The sequence below is a fragment of the Xenorhabdus sp. KK7.4 genome (assembly GCF_963876465.1).
Taxonomy (GTDB): domain Bacteria; phylum Pseudomonadota; class Gammaproteobacteria; order Enterobacterales; family Enterobacteriaceae; genus Xenorhabdus; species Xenorhabdus stockiae.
On sequence record NZ_CAWNQF010000063.1, the window covers coordinates 11,738 to 36,052 of the forward strand.

Sequence of the window (24,315 nt, forward strand, 5' to 3'; positions counted from 1 at the left end):
TTCACCGTAATTAAATCTGATGATGAACTGGTTACCTTGCTCATAGGCGATCAACGACAACGGATAATCCACTTTTTCCACCACACGGCGGAATGTCAGCGACTGTTCGATGCCGATTGGGTTTTCGTCTGCTACCGGCGCAGGGTAGTTTTCAAACACCAGCAAGCTCTGGAATAACCGCTCTCCATCAGATTGCAAGCCAGAGAGAGAAACGGCACTGTAACTGTTGAGGTCTGCGATATCTTTTTGGATGTTTTGTAAAATGGTAGCTATGTTATCTGATTCTCCCCATTGCACAGCCAACGGCAACGTATTGATATACAGACCGACACTGGATTCGATCCCTGCAACGGGAATATCACGACCGGAGACAGTAGTGCCGACAATCGTCTGCTCATCCCCGGTGTAAGTGTGCAACAATTTATGCCAGGCAAATTGCAGGGCGACATTCAGCGTTGTCCCTTGTGCCCGGCAGGTGTTTTTCAACTGCTCATACGCGTTACCCTGCACAGTGAGTTGCTGTTCTGCCGGTTTTTCCACTGTTTTTATCTGGGTTAAGTCAACCCGATGGCTTAGCAACGCCGATAAATCATTCGCACCCTGCCATTGTGCTTTGCGTTCAGACCAATAAAGGTCAGTATCGGCCTGATGATCCCGGTAATATTGCTGGGTCGCCAGATAAGCGTTATCCACGACGATTTCAGGCGTGTATCCTTGTGCGAGTGCGTTGTAGTAGTTATGAACAGTTTGCAATAAAATCGGGTAGCTCCAGCCATCAATAATGCTGTGATGCAGTGTGATAAGCACCGTAACCAGCTGCTGATGTTGTTTAATCAGGGTAAAGCGCGCTAATCCAGACTGGCTTAAGTCAAACGGCAAAGTGCGATCAGATTGCTGAAGCGTATCAATCGCCTCGTTCCACATTTCCTCGGGTAACTGACTGATATCTTTCGTATCAAAGCTTGCCGCTCCAATACTGGCTCTCGCAGTCACGATTTGTAAGACGTCTTCAGACCAGTTAAAGGCGGTTCTGAGGATCGGGAAACGTAGAGAAGCCAGCGTCCAGGCTTTTTGATAGGCCGCAACATCAATGGCGGTGTGATAATCCAATAGTAGTTGCACACGATAGGCATCATCCTGTGGCTGAGCCAGATGATGGTAAACAAATCCTTGTTGTAAGCTGGTGGCGGGGTATAGTGCTTCAAGCTGATAGTGCTGCTGAAGCTGGCGCAGGTGTGTGACGGAAAGTCCCTTGATACCGTAGTCACTGGCGGTTTTGATCCCCCCCGCCTGCGCCTGTTTTTGTGCCACAGAGATAACGTCATGGAGTGCCTGTCCGAATGCCCGGATAAACAGGGCTGTCTTAGGCTGAGGCAGGCGGGAATCAACATAAAACCGTAGTCTTCCGGTTTGAACGGCACCATTAATGCCCAGCAACACATGACTGTCGTTTTCGCTGGCTATCATCGTTCCGCAATCATCGTCAGTGATTGACCAGTCCTGATGGCTGGCACAGCCTAACTGCCCCAGATAGTTGAAACTGATAGACGGTAAATCACCGTCCAGATAGCCCGCCTGCTGTAATGCGCCGTAACCCATGCCTTTGTTCGGCACCGTGCGAAGCATCTCTTTGGTATGGATTAGGGTATCGACTATATCTGTCTGGTTTTCGAGACGAACCGGATAAAGTGTTGTAAACCAACCGACGGTTTCCGAGACATCGATGGTGTTATCAATCGATTCCCGTCCATGGCTTTCCAGAATGATGTGATTGGCGGATTGGTCGAATGTTTCCTGTAAGGCTACGGTCAGCGCACTCAACAGCAAGTCATTAATTTCCGTGTGATAACCCTTATTCGCTTCATGCAGCAGAATATCGGTCATTTCCGCCGACAGACCTAGCTGATGGTGTGTGAGGCTGTCCAGCGCCAGTTGGTTATGATGGCCTGCCAGCACCTGTTGCCAGTAAGGCACTTCATGTTGATGCTGTTGGGCATACTCCTGAACAGCGGCTACCCATTGGCGATAACTGCTGGTTTTTGCCGGTAAGGTCATACCCTGCAAGAGCAAACGCATATCTTCGGCAATAATCCGCCAGGATACGGCATCAATAATCAGATGGTGGCAGGCAAAAAATAACCGGGCGCTATCATCGGCGTAGCCGGTCAGATAAGCGGCCTGCCAGAGTGGCCCGTTGTGGTAATCAAACCCACTTTGCCACTGAGTGAGTTGTTGACGCAGTGCCTCCGGCTCACACTGACGGACATCCGCGTGTTTTAACCGAGGCAGCGAAGCTGAAACCTCCGCAGAATAACACTGGCGATATCCCTGCTCGGTGGCAACAAAGCGGGTGCGTAACATGTCGTGCCGCTCCGTTAAGGCGATCAGAGCGTGTTCAAGCTGTGCCGCTTGGAGATGGCCGGGGATCTGAACCATAAAGGCCTGATTCCAGTGATGTGGCTGCGCTAACTGCCAGTCAAAGAAGGTTTGCTGAATCGGCAATAACGCAAACTCCCCATTTAATAATCCCTGCTCGGCAATGATTTCAGATTTGCTGGTGGAAGTGGTCTGCATAAGCAATTGAGCCAATTGTGCCACTGTCGGGGACTCAAAAAAGGTTTTCACCTGAATCGAAAAACCGGCCTGACGCAGTTTAGATACTAACTGGATGCTGACAATCGAATCTCCACCAATGCGGAAGAAATTATCGTGGATACTCACCTGTTCCAATCCTAAAACCGCCTGCCAAATCTCACAAAGCTGGGTTTCTAAGGCATTACGGGGCGCAGCATAATTCTCTATGTCACCGAAAACCGGTTCTGATAAGGCTCTGCGATCCACTTTGCCGTTCAGCGTCAGGGGAATAGCCTCGATAAAAGTGAAGCTGGCGGGCAACATATAGTCCGGCAGACGATCAGATAAGTGCATTAGTAACATCTCATCGGATACAGCATCTTCGGCAACCAGATAGGCGACCAAAACTTTATGACCCTGATGTTCACGATCAATCACCACGGCCTGTTTTATCTGGGGATACGCCGTCAGGGTACTTTCAATTTCCCCCAGTTCAATCCGGAAGCCGCGGATTTTGACCTGAAAATCATTGCGCCCCAGATATTCGATACTGCCGTCCGGTAAGTAGCGTCCCAGATCCCCCGTTTTATACATTTTTTCTTCCGGCACTGAGGAAAATGGATCGGTGAGGAAACGTTCGGCGGTCATTTCGGGCTGGTTCAGATAACCTCGCGCCACGCCATCGCCACCGATATAAATTTCCCCCAGAGCGCCCATTGGTACAGGCTGTTGATCGGCGTCAAGCAGGTAAATCCGGGTATTAGCGATAGGGCGGCCGATCGGGATAGACTGAGTGACATCAACCGGAGCCATGATTTCATAGGTCATTGCAAACGTAGTGGATTCCGTTGGGCCATAGCCGTTAAGCAGGTGCACAGGCGGATGGTCTGCCGACAGCACCTGTTTTATCTTCTGCGGATTAAGGACATCCCCCCCGACCAACAGGTAGCGGAGCTGCCCGAACACCGCTTGCAACGTATCAAGATATTCATTAAACAACCCGACGGTTAAGCATAACGCGGTCACTTTCCCCTTGCGCAGCGCCTCACGGAAACTGGTGGGTTCGAGTAATACCGCCTGAGGCACAATATGCAGACAACTGCCATTCAGTAGGGCCGACCAGATTTCCCAAGTGGCAGCATCGAATGTGGGATTGGCACAATGGGCAACGCAGTCATCCGGGCCGATATCCGCAAAACCATTGTTGATGATCAGGCGCAGGACATTGCGGTGTTCAACCATCACCCCTTTGGGTTGTCCGGTGGAGCCAGAAGTATAGATGACGTAGGCCAGATGACGAGAAGTCAGCCCCCGTGCCTGTGTCTCCGGATTGGTGTCCGGCTGCGTACCAAAATCCAGCGGCGGGTTATCCAGCCACACTGTAGGGACTGAAGTCGTCAGTTTATCTGCCAGTGTGGTTTGCGTCAGTAAGACTACCGGTGCCGCATCTTCCAGCATATAGGTCAATCGTTCCACCGGATAAGCCGGATCGAGTGACAGATAAGCCCCACCTGCCTTAAGAATGGCCAGTATCCCGACCACCATATCCGGGCTGCGCTCAAGGCAAATGGCAACCCGATCATCCGGCCTGACGCCTAGTGCAATCAGATGATGGGCTAGCTGGTTGGCTCGCCGATTGAGTTCACCATAACTGATGCTTTGGTCTTCAAAGATGATCGCAGTTGCATCCGGGCGTTGAACTGCCTGCGCTTCAAACAACTGTGGCAGGGTTTTATCCTGCGGATAAGGGGTATCGGTCTGATTCCAGATATTTAATAAGGTATCGCGTTCCTGCTCTAATAAGATAGGTAATTCACTGACTAAAACAGCAGGATTATCAATAATAACCGTTAGCAGGTTATTTAACCGCTCAAGGATATTATTGATATCTGAATCACTAAAATAAGCGTGTAAATATTGGACAGTGATTTTTAATTCCTGATCATAGCCATGATCTTTCAGTCGAAATACGATGGGATTAATATTTAAAATATCTACATGAAAATGCTGAATTTGGTTAGTTGCAGTAGCTGATGCTGAAAAACGGTCATATAAAATAAGGATATTGGGTAAAGAAAACCCATATTGCTTCGCAAGCCGGGTGAAATGTGAACTGGGGAACTTCCCATGGCGATGACTGCGTTTAAGCGCTGATTCGACCTTCTTAACTTGTTCAACAATAAGAGAATCTTGTGAAATAAGGCAATGTATCGGATACATATTTGCCTGCATCCCGACAATATATTTCTCAGATTTTGTTGTTCTTCCGTGTGTTGTTGTATTGAAAACCAGCTCTTGTTGCCCTGTTAATTTAGCCATGATAATAGAGATAAGGCTATAAAAAACGCCAGATATGCTTATGTTATTTTCATGACAAAAAGCGCGTAATTCATTTTTAACTGAGAGGGGAAATGTTAGTGTTTTATGATCAGTGCCTGTTTTCTGGTAATAAGGTTTTAATTGGTATATTTCATTTTTCTTTAAAAAATCCAGCCAATAATTTTTGTCAGATTCATAATTAAAATTACTCAAATACTCTCTTGTTTTTTTTACTGTCGTAAGATATTTCGGAATTTCAGATAACCACGTTGTAGATGTTCCATTCTTAAGGCATCTATACAACTTATAAACATATTCGTGAAATCGGTATAATCCGACACCATCAATAAAAATATGGTGGAATATTGTGAAAAAGTAATTTTTTTCATTGTTCAGGCGGATTAATGTGAATTGGTAGGGTATTTCATTTAAGTAATCTATAGGGGTATTGGTTTGTTGCTTCATCCACTGAAGCGCGCTATTTTCAGGATCAGGCAGCCTTGAAACATCGTATTCATTGATTAACACAGGCGTGCTTTGTTCCTGAATGTATTGAACCGCTTCATTGTCAATATTAATAAATATACGTAAACGTAAAGTATCGATATGCTGATATAGCAAATTCCATGTTTTTTGTAACAGGGTGATATCAACATTTTCCTCTATTAATGTATACCAATTTAGGGTATGTATCGCGCTATTTTCATAAAGAATTTGTTCGTAAAACACATTTTCCTGAGCAGGATGGAGGGGATAAAAATCTGGACTAACATGATCTGCCGCTTTTCTCATCATTAATTATATGAGTGTATTCCGATTACAAGTTAATCATAGTTGATAGTACAAAATGAATAAGGCTGGTGATTTTCCTAGCCTTAACCTCCACGTTAGAACGCAGCATAATTTCTCATGATGCCCTTACAAATAATCTTGCAACCTTTCAACACTCATCCTCATGAAAGATAGTTATTGTTTAATTGTTAGTTTTTGTCTTCAAAAAACTATACTCACTTAACTTGAAGATGCAGGTTTTAAAATATTAAATTTATCAGTTAGTTATTCTGGCGGTCAGTGCTTTCGCTTTTTCTGGCAAGGTAATATGCAAAAAACGGCGAGTGTTTCACGAATCGTTTTTGCATCCGGGAAATAGACATAGTTTCGTACCTGTTCATTGGCATACTTCCATAATCGTTCTATGGGATTGATATTCGGGCTGTAAGGCAGCAAATAATGCAATTCAATGTTGAAAACTCTAGCGATATCTTTTTCTTATAGCTGAAACTCTGACGATGAAGCCATTTTGTCATGCCAGCCACAGTGCCAACGTGACCAGACATAAGCCACAAAACCACCTTATTTGGCGATTTTGACTCATAGCAACTTAACGTCGTTATACCGGTTTTTCAATGGATATTGAAGCTTGGGCTGCAAATGACTTTCGACAAAATGTATACACGCAGTCCGCGAATTGTTCTGAAATATACTCATACTTGATTACTGAATATGTAACTCGTTGTTATAGGAGGTTTTAGCCTGTGGTGAGGAAAGCGACACAAAAGGTAATACGTTTGCTTCTGGCACAAAGCCGCCTGTCTGGTTAGATCTCACTCATCATCAATAGTGTCAGATTAAGTCTTATTTGGTAATCACATTGGTACAACTAACTCTCTTTTGTCGGTCATGCGGTTATTCCAAATCCGAAGAGATGCATGACAAAGTGGTCGGTACGTTCATTGAGTGTGAATACTCTATTTCATAAGAGATCTAACTATTGGGAGCATGACCCGGCTCTACCGCAAAGAAGATGTTTGCCAGTGTAGCCCCCTCTTCAACCATGACGGTGTGACGAAAAAAACAAATGGGATTTATATTCAATTAGATTAAAAAATCTTCCCGAATAGAACATTAGAGACACCGTAGTCCGATAAGTTTCCTATTGAAACCAAATCGCAACTACGTGTCTCTGAGTTAGCTATTCTTAAACAATTCGAAGGGTTTTCCTACTTCGTAATTGCCTTAACTTGCAATCGATATGTAATCAATGATGCAAGTTCAGTCAGCGGCTTATCACTTAACAACAATTCCAGCGGAATATCCAAACGTAATTGATTGTTGATTTTTTGTACCAACATTAAACCATTCAATGAATCAATACCGTTGTTAGTCAAAGGCAGATCGGGATGGAATACTTCTGTTGACGTTCCAACAATCTCACCACAAAAGGTTTGTAGCAAGCTAACGACATCGTCCAGATCACTCACTGCAAGCGCCGCTTCTATGGGTAAAGTCGGAACTACATTTTCTTGCTGAACATCACGCAATAGCGGTAGGTGACGCATCTGGCTGGACAGTAAATTTGACCAATTCGTCAAGAATGGCACCAGTTGCGGCTCAATCCGAGCAAACAAGCGCTCTAAAACAGCTAATCCCTCCTCTGAACCAAATGGCTGTAAGCCACTATTTTCCAATATTGGCAGCGTTCGACTATCCCGCAAAGCGATCCCCGCTTCCCATGGCCCCCAATTAAGGCTTAACGCAGGTAAACCTTGCTGACGCCGTAAACAGGCCAGACTATCCAACATAGCGTTAGCCGCTGCATAAGATGCCATACCCGGTAAAGCCAATAATGCCCCCAACGAGGAAAACATAACAAAATGCTCTAAAGGTGCATCAGCCAACGCCTGATGTAATGTCCAGGCAGCTAATGCTTTAGTGGCAAATACTCTATCAAACGCCTCTGGGCTGAGTTCACGATATCCCTGATCTTCAACATGCGCAGCACAATGAATCACCCCACGCAGCGGCCTGCTGGCTTGTTGTCGATACTCAGCCAAACAAATGCGGGTCCTTTCCACATCACCGAGATCAACCGACAGATAATTAGCCTCTATCCCTTGTTGATGTAGCATTTCCAATAACTTTTGTTCAGCCGTATCAAGGGCAAGGCGACGCCCAATCAATAACAAATGTTGAGCACCATGTTGTACCATCCAGGGAATCAATTGGCGCCCAATATCACCAAAAGCACCAGTCAGCAGATAGCAGCCATCTGGACGAAAACGCACTGGTGGTAACGCGGGTATTTCAGGTAATGGCACAAGGCGTAGCACATAACGCTGGTCATGGCGCAGAGCTAATTGATCCTCGCCATCACCTATCAATAGTGCGTCCCACCATTTGGCTGGGGCCGTGATACTGTCAATATCCAGTAATCCACCCCATAATGCGGTTGCTTCTTGTTGACCAATAACGCGCATCATTCCCCATAATGCAGCGGCAAATGGATCGGGCTGATCCTGCTCAGTAATTTGATGAGCACATTGAGTCACTATCCACAAACGTGGTTTTATCGACCGTTCGGCCAGCGCTGCACACAAATGTATCAACGAATGATAAGCCATCTGCGGGGTCTGCAACGGCCAGAGGATTAGGATCCTTTCGGTTTCAACAGGAAGAGTATCAACTAATTCTTGAATTTTCTGATAACTGTCAGGCAGACCAGAATATAACGAGGCACATCCACCACGGCGTTGCAACTCATCAACTAACTCTTCTGCCAGAGCGTTTTCACCCCCAAGGATAGCCCATTGCGTCACAGACTCTGTTGATGGCTGAGCTGGCAGTTTACGCCACTGTGGTTGGCCGACAACCAGATTGTGCAGTTTGGCAGACAAGCTGTTTTTTCTATTACCAACAAGCTGAACGCAAAACCCGCTAATCTGACAAAGCAACATACCGCTATCAGTATAGACGTCAATATCACCAATCCATTGTTGTTGCGTCTGCTTAGTATTTCGGGCATGGGCATGAACCCGACCTGACAATTTACCATTGATACGCAAATGCTGAATACTGACCGGGATACGGAACTCGTTGGCAGGAATTGGCGCGTGAACATCAGCAGACTGAATCGCCAACAATGATTGGAAGATGCCATCCAAAGCCGCTGGGTGAAAATTCATTCCCTCCGGTGCAGATGGTAATTCAATCTCACAGATTGTTTCTTCTTTACCAACAAACGCATGGCGCAGAGTACAAAAAACACCACTATAACTGAAATGTAGATGTTGAAATGCCTGATACAACATCTCTTGGTTCCACATGCAAGGATAGCGATCATTTACCGCTAATGGAGGAATAGCACAAGCAGTAGCACCCGGTACAACGATGTTCACCTGTGCACTGGCTGCAAGTTGGTAATGTACACTCTCATCCAGATTACGGGTAATGTGCACTTGCACTTCCATTCGCTGGCGATCTAGCTGTGTCTTTAACCTGAATTGTATGCCAGGCTCTAGCAGTAAAGCCGATTGCAACACAATATTATCAAGCGCTAATCCAACGTCAGGAAAACAGATACGAGCCGCCGCCAACATGATTTCAATATAGCCCGCAGCCGGAAACATTGCATTTCCCATGACAACATGATCGAGTAACCAAGGTACTTGTTCTACAGCTAACTCAGCTTGCCAACTCTCGCTGCCCGGCTGAGCTTCGCCCAATAATACACCGCTCAATATACGTAATCGGCGGCGACGGCTAATCTCTGGTTCATGCCAATAAGATTGCTGATGCCAGGAGTAAGTGGGTAGATCAATTGGGCAAGCGGTAGGCATCAGAGTCCGCCAGTCCGGTTCAACCCCAGCTTCAAACAGCTGTCCTAACAGTTGTGGCCAATTCTGCCCTGAGCGACAAGCAAACACCTGTCCTCGATAAGGCTGGCTCCAATCCTTTAATCCTGCACTCAGTAGGGATTTAGGTGAAACTTCCAGAAAATGGTGGAAACCCGCTTTGAGCATGTTTTCTACCGCATCGTCAAAACGGAGTGACGAGACGACATTGTCAGCCCAATGCTCGGGACTCAACTTTCCATTAATCAACTCCCCGGTGACTGATGAAAATACTGGCAACAAAGGTTCTGCCACGGGAACGGTTGCCGCATCCGCAGTCAACCCAGCCCTGATTGACTCTATATAATGGGAATGAGAAGCAATTCTATAATTAAGCCAACTACTGGCGATACGCTGCTGCTTTAAGCGCTCAGCAACAGCGGTTAATTCACTTATCGGCCCAGACAGTAAGCAACGATTGATACTATTACGCCCTGCTATCACCACGGCAGGCTCGGCACCGGGGGCAGACAAATGAGGCAATATCTGCTCAACTGTCGCCGCCACGATTAATAAGCCGCCTCCTTTATTCAACACACGTTCCAGATAATGATAACGCTGATGTAACAGTGTCAGTGCCTGCGTCAGATCATAAATTCCCGCCAGATAACAAGCCGACATTTCACCGGAACTATGACCAAGTAACGCCGCTGGTTTGAACCCCCACTTCTGCAACTGCGCAGCCATTGAGATTTGTACAGCAAACTGCATTGGCGGCTCTATCAGTTCATCGGCAGAGATCAATGCCGCATATAAAGAAGGTGCAGAAAATCCCGTCCAAATTGCCTCACAACGCTCGAATTGTGCTGTAAATTCGGGAAATTGCTGAAACCAAGCGATAGAGTCTTGCCAATCTTCACTGCCAATACCCGCAAATATCCAAGCCAGACGATCAACTTTTTTATTGTTATGCTCCGACGACACATTCAGATTAGTCAACCGCTGTCGCAACTGTTCTCGGTTACTGAATGCGATCCCCTTACGTAACGGAAAGCGGTGACGAGTCGTCGCCAAGCTATAGCACAAATCATCAAGGGCAATATCTGGCTGTTGTTGCAACAAATCAGCAATGCTCTGAGCTTGTTGCTTCAGAGAAAACTCAGACTGCGCAGACAATGGCAGCATGAAAGCTTTCCCTTGCGTCGTCCGAAGTTGTACGGAAGATTCTGCATTATTACTTAACACCACATGGACATTCGTTCCGCCAAAACCAAAGGAATTCACTCCTGCTATTACTTTTCCTTCAGACAATGGAGTTAACTGCTGTGGAACTTGCAATCCCAACTCAGTAAAACGAATGTGGCGGTTAGGCGGCTCGGCATGTAAATTGCCCGGTACCTGTCCTCGTTGTAAACACAATACCGCTTTAATTAATCCAGCAATGCCTGCCGCAGCTTCCGTATGACCAATTACGGATTTACACGCACCAATCAACAATGGGCGGTCTGTCGGTTCGGGCCGACAGACCAGCCCCAGTGCTTCTGCTTCTATCGGATCACCCACCCCAGTCCCAGTACCATGGGCCTCAATATAATCAATCTCTTCCGGGGAAATTCCCGCCTGAGCACAGGCCATCCGAATCACTCGTTGTTGTGCGGTGCTACTTGGCTGAGTAATCGTGGGAGTGCGACCATCTTGATTGGCAGCTGAACCGTGGATCACCGCCAAAACGGGATCGCCATCCTGTAAAGCTGCATTCAAAGGTTTCAGCAAAACAGCACCGACTCCTTCACTACGCACATAACCATCAGCGTTAGCTGAAAAGCTATGACAGCGGTTGGTTAATGATAGAAAACCAGTACGGCTTTCTACTATCGAAAAATCAGGCATCAACATTAACTGGCTGCCACCCGCTAGCGCCAGTTGTGATTCTCCGCGCCGCAAACTTTCACAAGCCAAATGGACCGCTAACAGGGACGATGAACAGGCGCTATCAATAGTCAAGGATGGTCCTTGAAAATCAAACGCATGGGATATCCGGTTTGATAACATGGTTCCCATTGCACCGGTTGAGGTATAACCGGTAGCCTGACGCAAATCAGTAAATTGCAGGTGCATATAATCATGAGTGAAAGCACCGATATAGACACCAACCGCCTGACCCGCCAACGATTTTGGCGCTATTCTCGCCCGTTCCAGCGTTTCCCATGTCACCTGTAACATCAAACGATGCTGTGGATCGATAAAAGGTGCTTCTGTATTACTGATATCAAACACCGCCGCATCGAAACCGGTAACATCAGTGATAAATCCGCCTTCTCGCGCCACCATTTTCCCCGGCAAATTGCGATTTCGGGAACTATAAGCCTGAGTTGACCAGCGTTCAGGAGGGACTGGGGTAATTGCGTCACTTGAACCACACAACAGCTGCCAGAATTCCTCTGGAGAGCTAACATCCCCCGGGAAGCGGCAACTCATACCGATAATGGCAATCGGCATATTATCGCTTCTCATCATATTAATATCCATAATGGTATTCTTTGCTCCGATTAGTTGTTTGCCAGATCATCGTGTTTACTTATCAACACCAAGTCGTCGGACTGGGAATACATTTTGGCGGATGAGGTGGTAACCCCGGTGTCATCAATGACTGATAGCTGATGCCCGTATTGAGTAACTGATAACGCAAACCACTTGGGCAGGTGGTGGCTCCATCCATTGCCTGAGTGATATCAATTGTCACCCCAAAAGCGACATTAACCGGTTGCAATGTATTGTCAGCCGCAGTACGAATGATACGTAATGGCGATCCACCACAAACTTGCAGATGGTTATTACCGACTTCACTCACCCGAATCACCATAAAGTTACAATATCCTCGATAATTCAGATCGGTGTCTGGCGGCTGGTTGGAGATAATCCAATATTGATTACTTTGCTTTTCAATGATTTTGGCATTAGATAACAGACTGTAGCCGTTATCAGTGAATACCTGACGCAACTCTTTTGAGACTGTGCCACTATTTAATGAACTCATCAGCTCAAGCGCCGCACTGAATAAAGGTACACCTGTCAACTTATTGCCTGTTTCCTCAAACGGTAAAGCCACCGCGCCATTGGTCAGATTAGCGCCGGTCAATTTAGCTTCCGTAAAGATAGTGCCTTGAATTGAAGCAAAGGCCAGAGATGCCGGCTTCAGACCTTCGGTGGGTTCTAACATTGCCTTGCTGAAATCAGTATTCACCAGACTAGCATAGGACAAATTCGCACCAAACAATCGAGCCTGAGTGAAATTCATTGTCGCTAAGTTAGCATTCGACAAATTGACCTGTTCCAAATTGGCGTTATCGGCTCTGGCGTTACTGCCGTACCAATGAGCGCCAGACATATCAACTGCGTACAGATTAGCGCCAGTCAGGATAGCATTAGGCATAAATGTGTTGGCAAGAATTGCCGCATTACCGCCATTATCTTGCGCAACGTTTAATTGCCCATCCTGATAGTGAATAAATAACGGTTTACCATCATGTTCCACCAGCCAGTTCTGGCCCGGCTGACGAACCAACACCTCTGCCTGACCATTAACCAATATCTTTCCCTGATACAACATTTGACGTAACCGTTCAGGCAGTTGCTGATTATCCAGTGTCTGAGCATCGGCTTTATCCAAATGTGTCACTGTGGATAAAGCACCAAATTGAGCACCAGTTAAATTAACATTCTCCAGACTCGCATTAGATAAATTCGCGCCAACTAAAGAGACATTCCCCAGAACAGTGGCACCGGCCAGATTAGCACCGACCAGAACTGCGCCATTCAGTGACGTAAAATCCAAATTTGCCTTTTTCATCGACGCCATCAGGAATATGACTTGATCCAGCTTCTGGCGGCTCAGATTAACGCCATCCATCTGCGCCTGAGTAAAATCCGTTTTAGCAGTAATCGTGGCATCAACCAAGTTCATCTTTGTCAGCACCGTCGCTAATAAGGTACTGTCGCTGAGGTTAAGCTGGCTATAACCGGTGGTTAACGATAATCGTGCGTTGGTCAGATTTGCGCCACTGAAATTAACATGATTGATATTCGCCCCGGTAAAATCCGTCCCCACTAACGTGGCTTGACTAAAATTCGAGGTTTGCAAAGTGGTATTCTGCAAATTCACCAACGTCATGATCGCCGCGGTAAAATTGCAGGAAGCCAGACTGGCGCCGCTGAGATCAACATTAACCAGATTCGCCTGAGATAAATCAGCATTCTCCATTATTACCGAAGGTAACAGCGCTCCAGAGAAATCTGCACCGGGCGCTTTTAGACGATTCAATATCGGCTGACCACCACTACTCTTACAACCACGGAAAATGGCGTTCGGTAGCTCAGCGTCAGGCATATTGGTATCACTACCGACGATACACTTTTCAAAAAGCGCATTTTTACCATGAATATGCGTTAGATCAGTCTTGCTTAAGTCACAACCATTAAAATTACAATCATCAACTTTGATATTAGTTAAATCAGCGTCAAGCAATGTCGAACCATGCAGGTCAGCATTGGATAAATCGACGGCCATCATCACCATTTCATTCAAATTCTCTTTAGCGAGATAAGCAAAACGCAGATCGGCTCCCATTGCCCCCCATTCTTTGAGGAATTCCAGATCCTTTGTCACAATAGTACGAGTAAATTGGGCTGACAGAGGCGGACTGCCAGTGACTGCCTGCCAAACCAGCCCAGATTGTTGTGCCACCAAATAGCTGTCACCACTGCTACTGATACGACGCAGGCGAAATCCAGATCCTCCAACCTCTTCCAACCGGATCTCAGCAACCGTACCAGTGCGCGGTTGATTAGCTTGAGGAGTATTGCCGCTCGCGGCCAGGTATTGACCATTGCCAGCCTGTAACCAAAAGCTAGTCATGCCATAAGCATTAATCATTTGATTCATCGCCCCTGATTGCTTGGCTGACAGGCGAAGCGTACCATCGTCCTGAACAGTAATCAGTTGGCCAGAAGCCGCAGCAAATTGCCATTTGCCAGCAAAAGATCTAGATTCGCTCATGTCATTATCCTTGCAGCAATTGATTTACAGAAACCTTCCCAGCTCTCCCAGCCTGACCACCGCTGGCGCTAATCCCTCCAATACCATATTTTCCATCGGCTGCATGTGAACCGTCACCATTTACCCCACCGCGCCCGGCAATCCCCCCAGCACCTCCGGGTTGCCCGAACCCTCCACTCCCACCATTAGAGGTGGCAGCTACCGGTTTTGGTAAGCTAGTCTGGATATATCTGACCCAAACATTACCTCCATTGCCGCCATTTCCCCCATTGCCGCCATTTCCCCCATTGCCACCGTTACCACCAACACCACCGAGTTTCCCTGACGATGATGAATTGCCACGGCCACCATTGCCGCCATCACCCCCATTACCACCGTAACCCGCTATGCCACCATCACCACCGTTACCGCCATTATTGCTAATACGCACTACACCCTGTACGTCAAAACGGGTGCAACGCAGGGCAAACCACCAGCCAGAACCTGATTGACCATCCTGGCCACTCTGACCATTTCCACCATTTCCACCATTGCTACCGGCAGTGGCTGGCTTACGACGAGCAGCATTCTGACCATCAACCCCCCGTAGACCATCAGCGCCATTGGCTCCATCGGCACCTTTCACGCCATTAGTACCCAAAATTTGAATATCTGCGACCATGACTCCTCCTTGCCGTTATTGTTTTTTGCCATTGACATAAACTGAGCCTACGGTACCTGCTTTTCCGGCAATTCCTGAGCTCCCAGATATACCATTTTTACCTGAGCTACCACTGGAATAACCAGTACCGCCGCCGCCGCCGACACCACCAGAACCACCATTGCCACCAGAACCACCATTGCCGGCAATTGCCCTGGCCTTAAAGGATGCGCTCCCCCCTTCGTTGTAAGTAAAATAGATGTTACCGCCGTTACCGGCGTTACCACCATTACCGCTGGCACCACCATCGCCTCCACTACCACCATTACCGCCGTTTCCAGCCCTACATTCGCTGGTAGAGCTACCGCCATTCCCTCCTCTCCCGCCACTACCACCATTACCACCATTACCGCCATTACCACCATTACCGCCTTGTGTCAGCATATTCACAAAGCCTGTGATGGTACCGGTTTTAAAATTGACATCCGCTGCATCTCCTCCTTTCTCGCCGTCACTTCCTTTGGCTCCATCAGTACCATTGCCACCCGCAGTACCTGACGTAGCCTGTATTGCACAGGAGTTTTTATTATCTTTACCGGAGTTACCATTACTGCCGTCTTTCCCATTGGAGCCACTGTTTCCGCTCCCGCCATTGCCTCCGTTCCCTCCAATATTTTCAATGCTCGGGCCATCATTATCTGTACCTCCTAAGGTACTAACTATGATCACTTCGTTCGCCTGAACCGTGCCATTGGTGAGATAAATAACTTTACCGCCAGGTTGAATCGTTATCTTATTAAAACTTAAGTTAACAGGTTCTCCGTGACTATCTTTACTTCCAACAATCAATGGATTACTGGCAGTAACAACGATATCTTCACCACTGTATAACGCGACTTTCATCGGGAAACGTTTAGCGTTCAGAATATCTTCATAATCTTTGACCAAAGGAGAATAACCATAGATATAAGCGCGGAAAGCTTTACATATATCAGCATGATTACCGGTGACATTTGCCAACCGTTCAGCAGAATAGGGTTCAGGTAGCGGATGATGGGGTTCCATTCCGCCTGGTCCATACTCACTGTCAGGCACCCCCCCAAGTTCCTTCAATTCTTGTATGGTTTGTACGGTAAAGAACGCGGGTGGCACAGTGGCTATTTTCGGATCGTTAGAAAATATCACCGGCCCGTCAAAGTCCGAAGTGTTCAATTGCTTTGGCTGTCGCTCGGTACTGGTCAAATGATAATGCTCACGCAATTCAGCCAAAGTTTCGTTAACCGTTTTCATTTTATTCATGGGAGTTCTCCTGAGTTTGGGTATAAGTTTGTACGTTTAGAATCACAGAGGCGTCACATATCAGTTGCCCACCTTGCTTAAGCGCCAAAGTGTCAACCACCACCACTATCGGTCTTGAAGTCGGATTGCTAATGTTCAGAACCCCGTCATCAGCAATCTCCAGTTCAGCAATCGCAAAAACATCAACGGTTGCCGGAAAGGATATCGGCGCTTCAACAGGGGGGATACCAGAAAGGGTCAATAGCTCCGATGCTGACGACACTTCTGCCGTATAAGAAGGAGCCAGTGACAGTGGGTCGTCAGGCCGTAAAGATCCTTGCGACGAAGATGCAACAACGACTTTCTCCGTTACATCGATCTCTGGGATACCTAATAGTTGCAAAACCTCTTTAAATCCTGAGTTATAAATTTTTAATGGCATAGTTCTCTCCGAGAAACTGTAAACAGAAATAATCTGCTGATTATCGCCATCCACGGTGCAAATAACTGGGTAACGGGTACTAACATCAGTAATGATGAAATAACCATTTTTATTGATAGTTTCGATCGTTGCCTTGTTACTAAGAGGGTGTTTGTTGTCAGCAAAAACTGCGCGGATTTTATCCATATCGTGTTGCTGGAATATCGGTAATTGATCGATACCCAGATCGAATATTGGTGTAGTTGGCTTCCACTGGCTGATCTGTGGTTGGGTACGTTGATTTTCACCCAGGAATTTGCCGTAATTCATCGCCACCAGAGTACGGAACGAATCTATCGCCAGATGTCCGGCAACAATATGCTGGCGTCTAGCTGGATCAGGCACTAAGGTCGAATCAGGGACAGTTACCAGGAAAGTACCGTCAGGATTATAGATATCAAGGATATAATCCGTTGGATCCCGCCCTTCGTTACGGTATGACAAGACATAAATATATCCCTTCGCCTCAACCGCAACATCCAGATACGTAATCCCGGCTGGCTTATTCAGTGGCATATAGGACAGATAATCCGCTACCGTAATCTGAGCAGGATTCGTTGCATTAAGGGTTAACAGCCAGGATCGAGCACTGCTAAGATCATCAATTTGCCATTTGACACCTTGACCGATAGCGGTAACCCGTACATTACTCAAATCGTTATATACAGATACCGTTTGTCCCTGAGCGGTCAGCGTGTAAGTCGCGGGTTTCTGCGGATCATATACCAACCAGCTCTGCCCTTGCTGTATCACATCAACTGTTGTGCTGCCAACTGGGTCAATATTACCGTCTGCGGTCTGGTTATAACTTAGATAGATCCCATCATGCGCAAAGGTGTTAATAATCTGCTCGTCCAGTACTCCAGCATTCAGCAAACGTATAAAGTTTGGATCACTGTTACTGAACAGGAATGTCAGCCCCTGCTCACGAAATGCTTGTTGTAATGCCGGAGAAAACTCCTGAGCATCCAGTGTTGCCTGATAATCAGCGGTGGCAAGTTGAAACAGTGTTACACCCGCAAAACTCGCGAATGGGTTCCCTTTAGTATCAAACGCCTGAATACGGGTATTGATTGTCTCCAATAATAGTATGCGGCCATCTGGGGTTACGGTCAGGGCAATTGGCCCATGAGTTAGCCCTTGCCGAACCCCTTCTCCAGAGACAATCTGTGCCGCTGGAGCCTGATCATCCGGATAGCCCTGATCACCCAACGTCAGGATCTGCATCTTGCTATATTGCCAACTGACAGCAATGACATAGCCGCTCGGATGAACCACCATCGCATCAAGATGTGGAATGGTGAAAGTCCCCCACGAAAGCGGATTATCCGTCAAACCAAAATTATGGCTGCCATCACGCAGGTCCACCCGACGTAAGTGATATTCACCAAACCGTGAATCAATAATAAAGTTATAAGGCGTGATGGTTTTTTCGTCTGGACCTTCGCCAAAACTGTTATAACTGATCAGTGGTTGTACTTTGAAACCTACCGCAGATAATTTCAGACGTTCATTCAACGAGTCGTTGTCCAAAGTGGAAATGTTTTGCAACACGTACATCTGGCCGCTATTGGGTGGACTTGATGGATCTTCCAGTGGAATATCCTGCCCAGAAGCCTGATAGCAGTAACCAACCTGATAATCTGAATTCAGGATTGTCATATTGACCAGCTTGCAGATGTTATTGCCTACATTGCTACAATTGGTTGAAGACTGGGTTTCCAACGGCACGCTGCCTTCAATCCACTGGTACTCTTTTTTACCGCTATCGTAAGACAGCTGTTCCCAATATTCGTATTGAGTCACCTGAGTCAGCGGCACCAACATCTCTTTTATATTACCCCTGACGCGCATGATGCCTTCATTAGGGTCATCTGGCTGCGCATTCAGCAGATCACTGGTGTAGCTCCCCGCTAACCAGCCAGTGGCTGAATAGACATTAGCCTTGATTTTGAGTGTTCCACCCCAGCCAACCGAATTGAAATTAAAAGATAGTAGTGTATTGGAACCTGTCGCGGGTAATGGAATAGTCTGGGTATAGTAGGTGCCGTTGGTATATTCAACGGTTACCTGGCACTGTACTGCCACCGGCGGCCAGATTGCGGTTTCCGGGCGGCCCGTTTCACCATGAGCAGGATCGGGATGCAGGGTAAAAGCCAAAGTCATCTGGCGCTTGATATCCACTTCCAGGGTAGCTGGTGTGGAAAGCAACTCCCCCGTCGTCACTGCAATCTGCGCAAAATCTAGTGCAATTGAAGCGAGCCGAAACGCCCAACCCACCACCGGAACCGCCTGAGCGGCTGCACTGGCTGCTATCTGGGCGGTAACATAAGTGGCTAATGCTTCCATCCCTTTTTTGGCCAAAATACCAATGGCAATACTGGCTAAACTGGTGAGCACTTTCTTGGTATTGAATAACGCTGCTCCGACAGCTGCCCCACCACCAATCAACGGGAAGGCAACAGCGGCTAATGCAGCAACACTATCCTTATCGGAAATAAAATTTTTATACCACTGAGTGTTAGTTACTGCGGCACCAGCCAACATCATCAGGGCCGGAATACCATACTGGAACATACCGGTCAAAATTACACCCGGCCAGATAATCGGGTCTTCCCAGCGGGAAGTTCCCAAACCACCAAACAAAAATTTAGCCGCCTGAGCTTCAGCTGGCCAGGGCAAGCCAAAGTTAGTGGGATCAGTGGGCATCGGAATCCCCATGATCGTATTGACATTAGCCAACACACCAAGGGCTTTTTGTGATGGCGTTTCAAATAATGCCGCCAGCTCTTTAGGAAAATAAAACGGCCAATCACCGTCAACCTTTGGATTATCGATCGGCTGTTCCATCTTAGTGTCTTTAAAGAACTGAATATAGACACCTAGCTGACGTAAGTATTTGTTCTTAAAATCAATGGAAAAATGACTTTGGCTGCTATCGTAACGGATGCTGTCGGCATACACATCCATACCGTGATTAGGAGTACGGTTGGTGGCAGTCCAAATTTGGTTGGTGCCCCGCTTAATTGTCAATGCTGCAGCCTGATCTTTGAATTCAGCAACGTCCAGAGACGCACTTTGGCTGACACTCCAATTATGATTTTGCAGACGACCATCATTATGCGAAGTTTTCAGTGCATTAGATGTTGGCGAGCCAGAATAATTCTCCGTTTCATCCGATAGGTTATATTGCATCACCGGATCACCTTCGGCGAAAATCACCTGTCCGTCTTGACCTACCCAGTCAAATTCGTAAAACATTGCACTGCCATCAGGGGCAACCAATTGGCCATAAGTGGCAAAACCGCCTGTCTCTGTCGCAGGTCCCTGACTCGATATTGATATAGCCAGTTCATAAACTCGGTTATATTGCAGTGGGTCTATTGCCTGTGGTGGGGCAATATGTGCATGAGTGACAATTGATGCTGCATAAGCCTGACTGTTAGACAATTCCGGATGGGAAAACACAATAGAGCAAGCAATATCCCACGGTGTTTTAATTTCATTAGTCGCAACCCACAAATCGGCGTAATGAATAGAATTTCGCGCTACATGTTGGCTATTAACACCGAGAGCACTAAGTTTACCCGGTAAAGCCATTTCTATATTATTTACTGCCAGTTTTTCTCTGTTACGTTTGGCATAACGATGTAAATGAGCATTGGGAATATGATAAGAAAGATGATAAAGAACCGGTAATGAAGAACGATAAGGCCCGGATTTATCACCAACCACTTTAATTAGCGTAACGTGATGAGGTAAAAAATAGTGTTCAGGTATCTCCGCGAAATGGCTGATATTGTGTGAACCGTAACGCAGAACCATATCTATTGCAGGATTTTCTCCAGCTGCTCTGGCTAAACTTGACTCATCATGTTCTTGCAACGGTATATTATATTCACCAACCCAAAGATTTAATTGACTGGATTGGGTACGTAAATGGTTTTGAGCTAGGTCAAAATGTAGAATATGCGTTTTCATTTGTATTTCATCTCTCTAAATGACTATTTTCGTTATCACAATAAATACTCAATAACCGTATAAATAATTCGGCAGAAAATCCCGAAAAAACAATCCCCTTGAGAATGAACATATCCTCCTATAGACATACTTTTTAAAATGATAAGCACCTGAAACTAAGTAGAAAAAGATTTATCTACTTTACAAAAATAAATTGAATGTGACATTTAAGCTACGCAATTAATAACATTAATGCGATTTCACCCTTTTTTCATCAGTTAAAGACGACATTTATGTGACGTATAGCTAACTTTCAATTCTAGCTAATTAATGGTTTCAATTTTAAACCTTTATTATTCGACGTTATTAGTATGAATTAAATTAAGAATAAAAATAATCCTCTAAAATTATAAAACCTATCTTCAATAATAAAACAAACCTTTAAATAAACCCCTCAAATAAATTAAAAGGGTATTTAAATAAATCAATCTCATAAATTAAGAGGGCGTTCAGAATTCTGTGTCACGTTAATTTATCCGTTACAACGTTATCACATTATCCAAACGCCCTTTAACGGTCGTATATTCAATCTGTTGAGTGTAATCATTCTACATAAGCAGTTTTCACATTTACTGGAACGGGCAGTGTTTTGGCAAGCAGTGCAGCCTTCTCACTTCAGACATAAAGTATATATCTGATAAATGTGAACGAGGATAAAGCTTACCAAGTGCTCGATATCTGGTATTTTGGTTATTCGTTGCAGATAACAGTTTTTCTGATACTGTAAATAAGAAAGAAACAGCGGGATGAGGCATATGTTATCAAATCATTGCACTCCTCGACATGGTGTTTTTAACAGAATAGGTTTACTTTATACGCTCCTTTCAGCCAGCGCCATAACAGGTATTTTACTTAGTACATCTGTAAATCCATCATGGATTTGGCTCCATTACCTAACTAAACCTACAGCTACAGCATTGTTAGTGTTTTGGATTCTGCTAATCCGCACACCTGCCTCAATACGTTACCGAAACGCTATTGCTTTCGGGCTTACATTTGCCGCAGCTGGTGACTTTTTTTTAATGTTACCGCAAGACTATTTTTTGGCTGGCCTATTTTGTTTTCTACTCACTCATTGCGCTTACATTTATGCTCTATGTGGCGACAGTATTTCTATTTCTGATATTAAAAATCACTCTTCTCATTCAAAATTTATAATTATTCGTACGGTTTTCATTATATTGGCGATCTTTATCATATTTATAATAATCGCATTATTAATATTTATCGGGCTGTTGAATAATCTGCCTAACGGTATGAGAGTTCCTGTTGCTATTTATGCTACGATTTTGGCTTTCATGGCTGGAGTGGCGGTTAATAGAGCTATTGTCTATCCCTTTAAAAATCCGATGCCCTTAGCACAAAATGCAGCGAATACAGCGGCGATTGGCGGCATCTTTTTTGCTATCAGTGATAGCCTGCTCGCTTATGGTCGTTTTTACTTTGAAACGCCATTAAGCCCCTTTTTGGTACTCAGCACTTATTATATCGCTCAATGGTGTTTTAGCCGCTCAGTGATAAGGCGAGATCAATGACAAAACTAATCAACACTCAATTTAATGCTCTGCGTCAGGCATGGGAACAAAATCGACCTGATGAGAAACAACGTCGGGATGATTTGATATGCCTCCGCAAAAATTTTAAAGCCAGCCTAAATGAAATGACGGAAGCAATTTCTTGTGATTTCGGCCATCGTTCTAGGCATGAGAGCATAATGGCAGAAGCAGTAATTGTGTTGAATGAAATTGATCTTTGTCTGCGCTCTCTTAAAAAGTGGGCTAAACCTCAAAGATACAAGGTCGGATGGCAATTATGGCCAGCAAAGGCTGAAATACGCTATGTACCACTTGGCGTTGTTGGTATCATGGCACCGTGGAACTATCCGGTGAATTTGACTCTCATACCATTAATAGCCGCGATTGCCGCAGGTAATCATGTTTTTATCAAGCCTTCAGAGCATACACCGCACACCAATGCCTATTTAGAAAAACTGCTCAGCAAAATTTTTCCTGAAAATCGCGTCAGTATTGCACAAGGCGGAGCAAATATTGCAGCCGATTTTTCTGCCCTTCCCTTTGATCACCTGTTGTTCACGGGTTCTAAGGCGAATGGTAAAAAAGTCATGGCAGCTGCCGCACAAAACCTTACGCCTGTTACGCTGGAGCTTGGCGGAAAATCTCCAGCACTGATTGCTCCCGATGCTGATCTGAAAAAAGCGGCGGCCCGCATTATAACGGGCAAACTTTTCAATTCAGGACAAACCTGTATAGCACCAGATTATATTTTATTACCGGAAAACGTCATTGAGCCGTTTATCGCAGAGATTAAGGAACAAGTATCGAAACGCTATCCCCAACCAAATAACTTTCCAGACTATACTAGCATTATCAATGACAACCAGTATCAACGTCTTATCAAATTACTTGAAGATGCGATCACTCGCGGTCATCAGGCCATTCCACTTATACCTCTCACTGATCAAGAACAAGCACTGAAGCAGCGTGTTTTCACACCTACGCTAGTTCTAAACCCAGACGATAGCAGCGCCATTATGCAAGAAGAAATTTTTGGTCCCCTGATACCAGTCAAAACCTACCGTTCTTATGATGAAGCAATCCACTATGTTGCAAGTCATGAACGCCCATTAGCCTTTTATTGTTTTAGTCGAAATAACAAGTGCATTGAAGCGGCTTTATCGCACATCGTCGCAGGTAGTATCTGCATCAATGACACGCTATATCAATTTGCATGTACAGGTTTACCCTTTGGTGGTGTAGGCCCGAGCGGTATGGGGCAATATCATGGTTATGAAGGATTTAAAACCTTTTCCAAGGCCATGCCTATTTTGCGCAAATACAATCCGTCACTGACAGATATGCTACATCCACCCTATGGCAAGTTTGTGAATATGGTTATCCGCATTCTCACTCGATAAAAAACTCATTTAGAAACCGCTGTCTTGTCACAGGTTCGGTGCTAAACCCTCTTTTTCATAAAATTCAAATACTGTTCTGCGTTGACGAATGCAGATCAGAGAATATAGTTAATAAATAGAATAGGTTTGTGGTGGAAGATGATGTGCTCTCCACCAATATTATTCAGACATTTTTTTCGTAATGACACAGGGCGCGTATTGAGTATTCTTCGCTGTAGTTTTTCCTTCCGTGATTTTCCTTCCGTGGTTTGGCGAGGTACGAACAAAGGATCAAGCGTTTTGTTGGCGAGTTCAGCAACGACTTGATTTTCTTTGTGTGGACTGAAGTCAGCGCTCTCTTTCAGATCAATGACTGGGGTTTTAGTGTGTTGCTTAACGCCCTTTTTCAAGGGCAGTCGAGGT

9 protein-coding genes and 1 pseudogene are annotated in these 24,315 nt (G+C 45.6%); 2 read left to right on the top strand and 8 right to left on the bottom strand.

The features are described from left to right. From AACS90_RS06245 to AACS90_RS06275, 7 genes and pseudogenes are all read right to left on the bottom strand, one after another. Window positions 1-5,688 (bottom strand): non-ribosomal peptide synthetase (locus tag AACS90_RS06245; protein WP_099122149.1); only part of this gene is annotated, 5,688 nt, incomplete at its 3' end. Window positions 5,689-5,904: 216 nt separating this feature from the next. After that, window positions 5,905-6,159, bottom strand: a pseudogene (locus AACS90_RS06250) (transposase); the annotation flags it as partial. A gap of 734 nt (window positions 6,160-6,893) precedes the next feature. Next, entirely contained in the window at window positions 6,894-12,020 is a 5,127-nt protein-coding gene (locus AACS90_RS06255) for a type I polyketide synthase (RefSeq protein WP_193757210.1), read from the bottom strand. 64 nt (window positions 12,021-12,084) lie between these two features. Further along, window positions 12,085-14,559 (bottom strand): pentapeptide repeat-containing protein, encoded by a 2,475-nt coding sequence (locus AACS90_RS06260; protein WP_099122151.1) that lies wholly within the window; start codon window positions 14,557-14,559, stop codon window positions 12,085-12,087. A gap of 4 nt (window positions 14,560-14,563) precedes the next feature. Further along, a complete protein-coding gene (locus AACS90_RS06265; RefSeq protein WP_193757211.1) occupies window positions 14,564-15,220 on the bottom strand; it encodes a hypothetical protein in 657 nt (218 codons plus the stop codon). 15 nt (window positions 15,221-15,235) lie between these two features. Then, window positions 15,236-16,498 (bottom strand): hypothetical protein, encoded by a 1,263-nt coding sequence (locus AACS90_RS06270; protein ID WP_099122153.1) that lies wholly within the window; start codon window positions 16,496-16,498, stop codon window positions 15,236-15,238. Beyond that, window positions 16,491-20,939: a hypothetical protein gene (locus AACS90_RS06275; RefSeq protein WP_099122154.1), complete on the bottom strand. Its 4,449-nt coding sequence runs from the start codon at window positions 20,937-20,939 to the stop codon at window positions 16,491-16,493. The genes AACS90_RS06270 and AACS90_RS06275 overlap by 8 nt, the downstream gene beginning before the upstream one ends. 794 nt (window positions 20,940-21,733) lie before the next feature. Here AACS90_RS06275 and AACS90_RS06280 point away from each other — a divergent pair. Both AACS90_RS06280 and AACS90_RS06285 read left to right on the top strand, forming a co-directional pair. After that, window positions 21,734-22,513, top strand: a complete 780-nt coding sequence (locus tag AACS90_RS06280) for a lysoplasmalogenase (RefSeq protein WP_099122155.1) — start codon at window positions 21,734-21,736, stop codon at window positions 22,511-22,513. Further along, window positions 22,510-23,913, top strand: coding sequence for a coniferyl aldehyde dehydrogenase (locus tag AACS90_RS06285; protein WP_099122156.1), 1,404 nt, complete (start codon window positions 22,510-22,512; stop codon window positions 23,911-23,913). The genes AACS90_RS06280 and AACS90_RS06285 overlap by 4 nt, the downstream gene beginning before the upstream one ends. 95 nt (window positions 23,914-24,008) lie before the next feature. Here AACS90_RS06285 and AACS90_RS06290 read toward each other — a convergent pair whose 3' ends face one another. Further along, entirely contained in the window at window positions 24,009-24,302 is a 294-nt protein-coding gene (locus AACS90_RS06290; RefSeq protein ID WP_099122157.1) for a hypothetical protein, read from the bottom strand. Window positions 24,303-24,315: the final 13 nt, after the last annotated feature.

What these genes read in the sequence shown, in the direction of transcription:
- AACS90_RS06270 (WP_099122153.1), bottom strand. Translation starts at nt 16,498, where the DNA reads ATGAATAAAATGAAAACGGTTAACGAAACTTTGGCTGAATTGCGTGAG.
- AACS90_RS06285 (WP_099122156.1), top strand. Translation starts at nt 22,510, where the DNA reads ATGACAAAACTAATCAACACTCAATTTAATGCTCTGCGTCAGGCATGG.
- AACS90_RS06255 (WP_193757210.1), bottom strand. Translation starts at nt 12,020, where the DNA reads ATGATGAGAAGCGATAATATGCCGATTGCCATTATCGGTATGAGTTGC.
- AACS90_RS06280 (WP_099122155.1), top strand. Translation starts at nt 21,734, where the DNA reads ATGTTATCAAATCATTGCACTCCTCGACATGGTGTTTTTAACAGAATA.
- AACS90_RS06265 (WP_193757211.1), bottom strand. Translation starts at nt 15,220, where the DNA reads ATGGTCGCAGATATTCAAATTTTGGGTACTAATGGCGTGAAAGGTGCC.
- AACS90_RS06275 (WP_099122154.1), bottom strand. Translation starts at nt 20,939, where the DNA reads ATGAAAACGCATATTCTACATTTTGACCTAGCTCAAAACCATTTACGT.
- AACS90_RS06260 (WP_099122151.1), bottom strand. Translation starts at nt 14,559, where the DNA reads ATGAGCGAATCTAGATCTTTTGCTGGCAAATGGCAATTTGCTGCGGCT.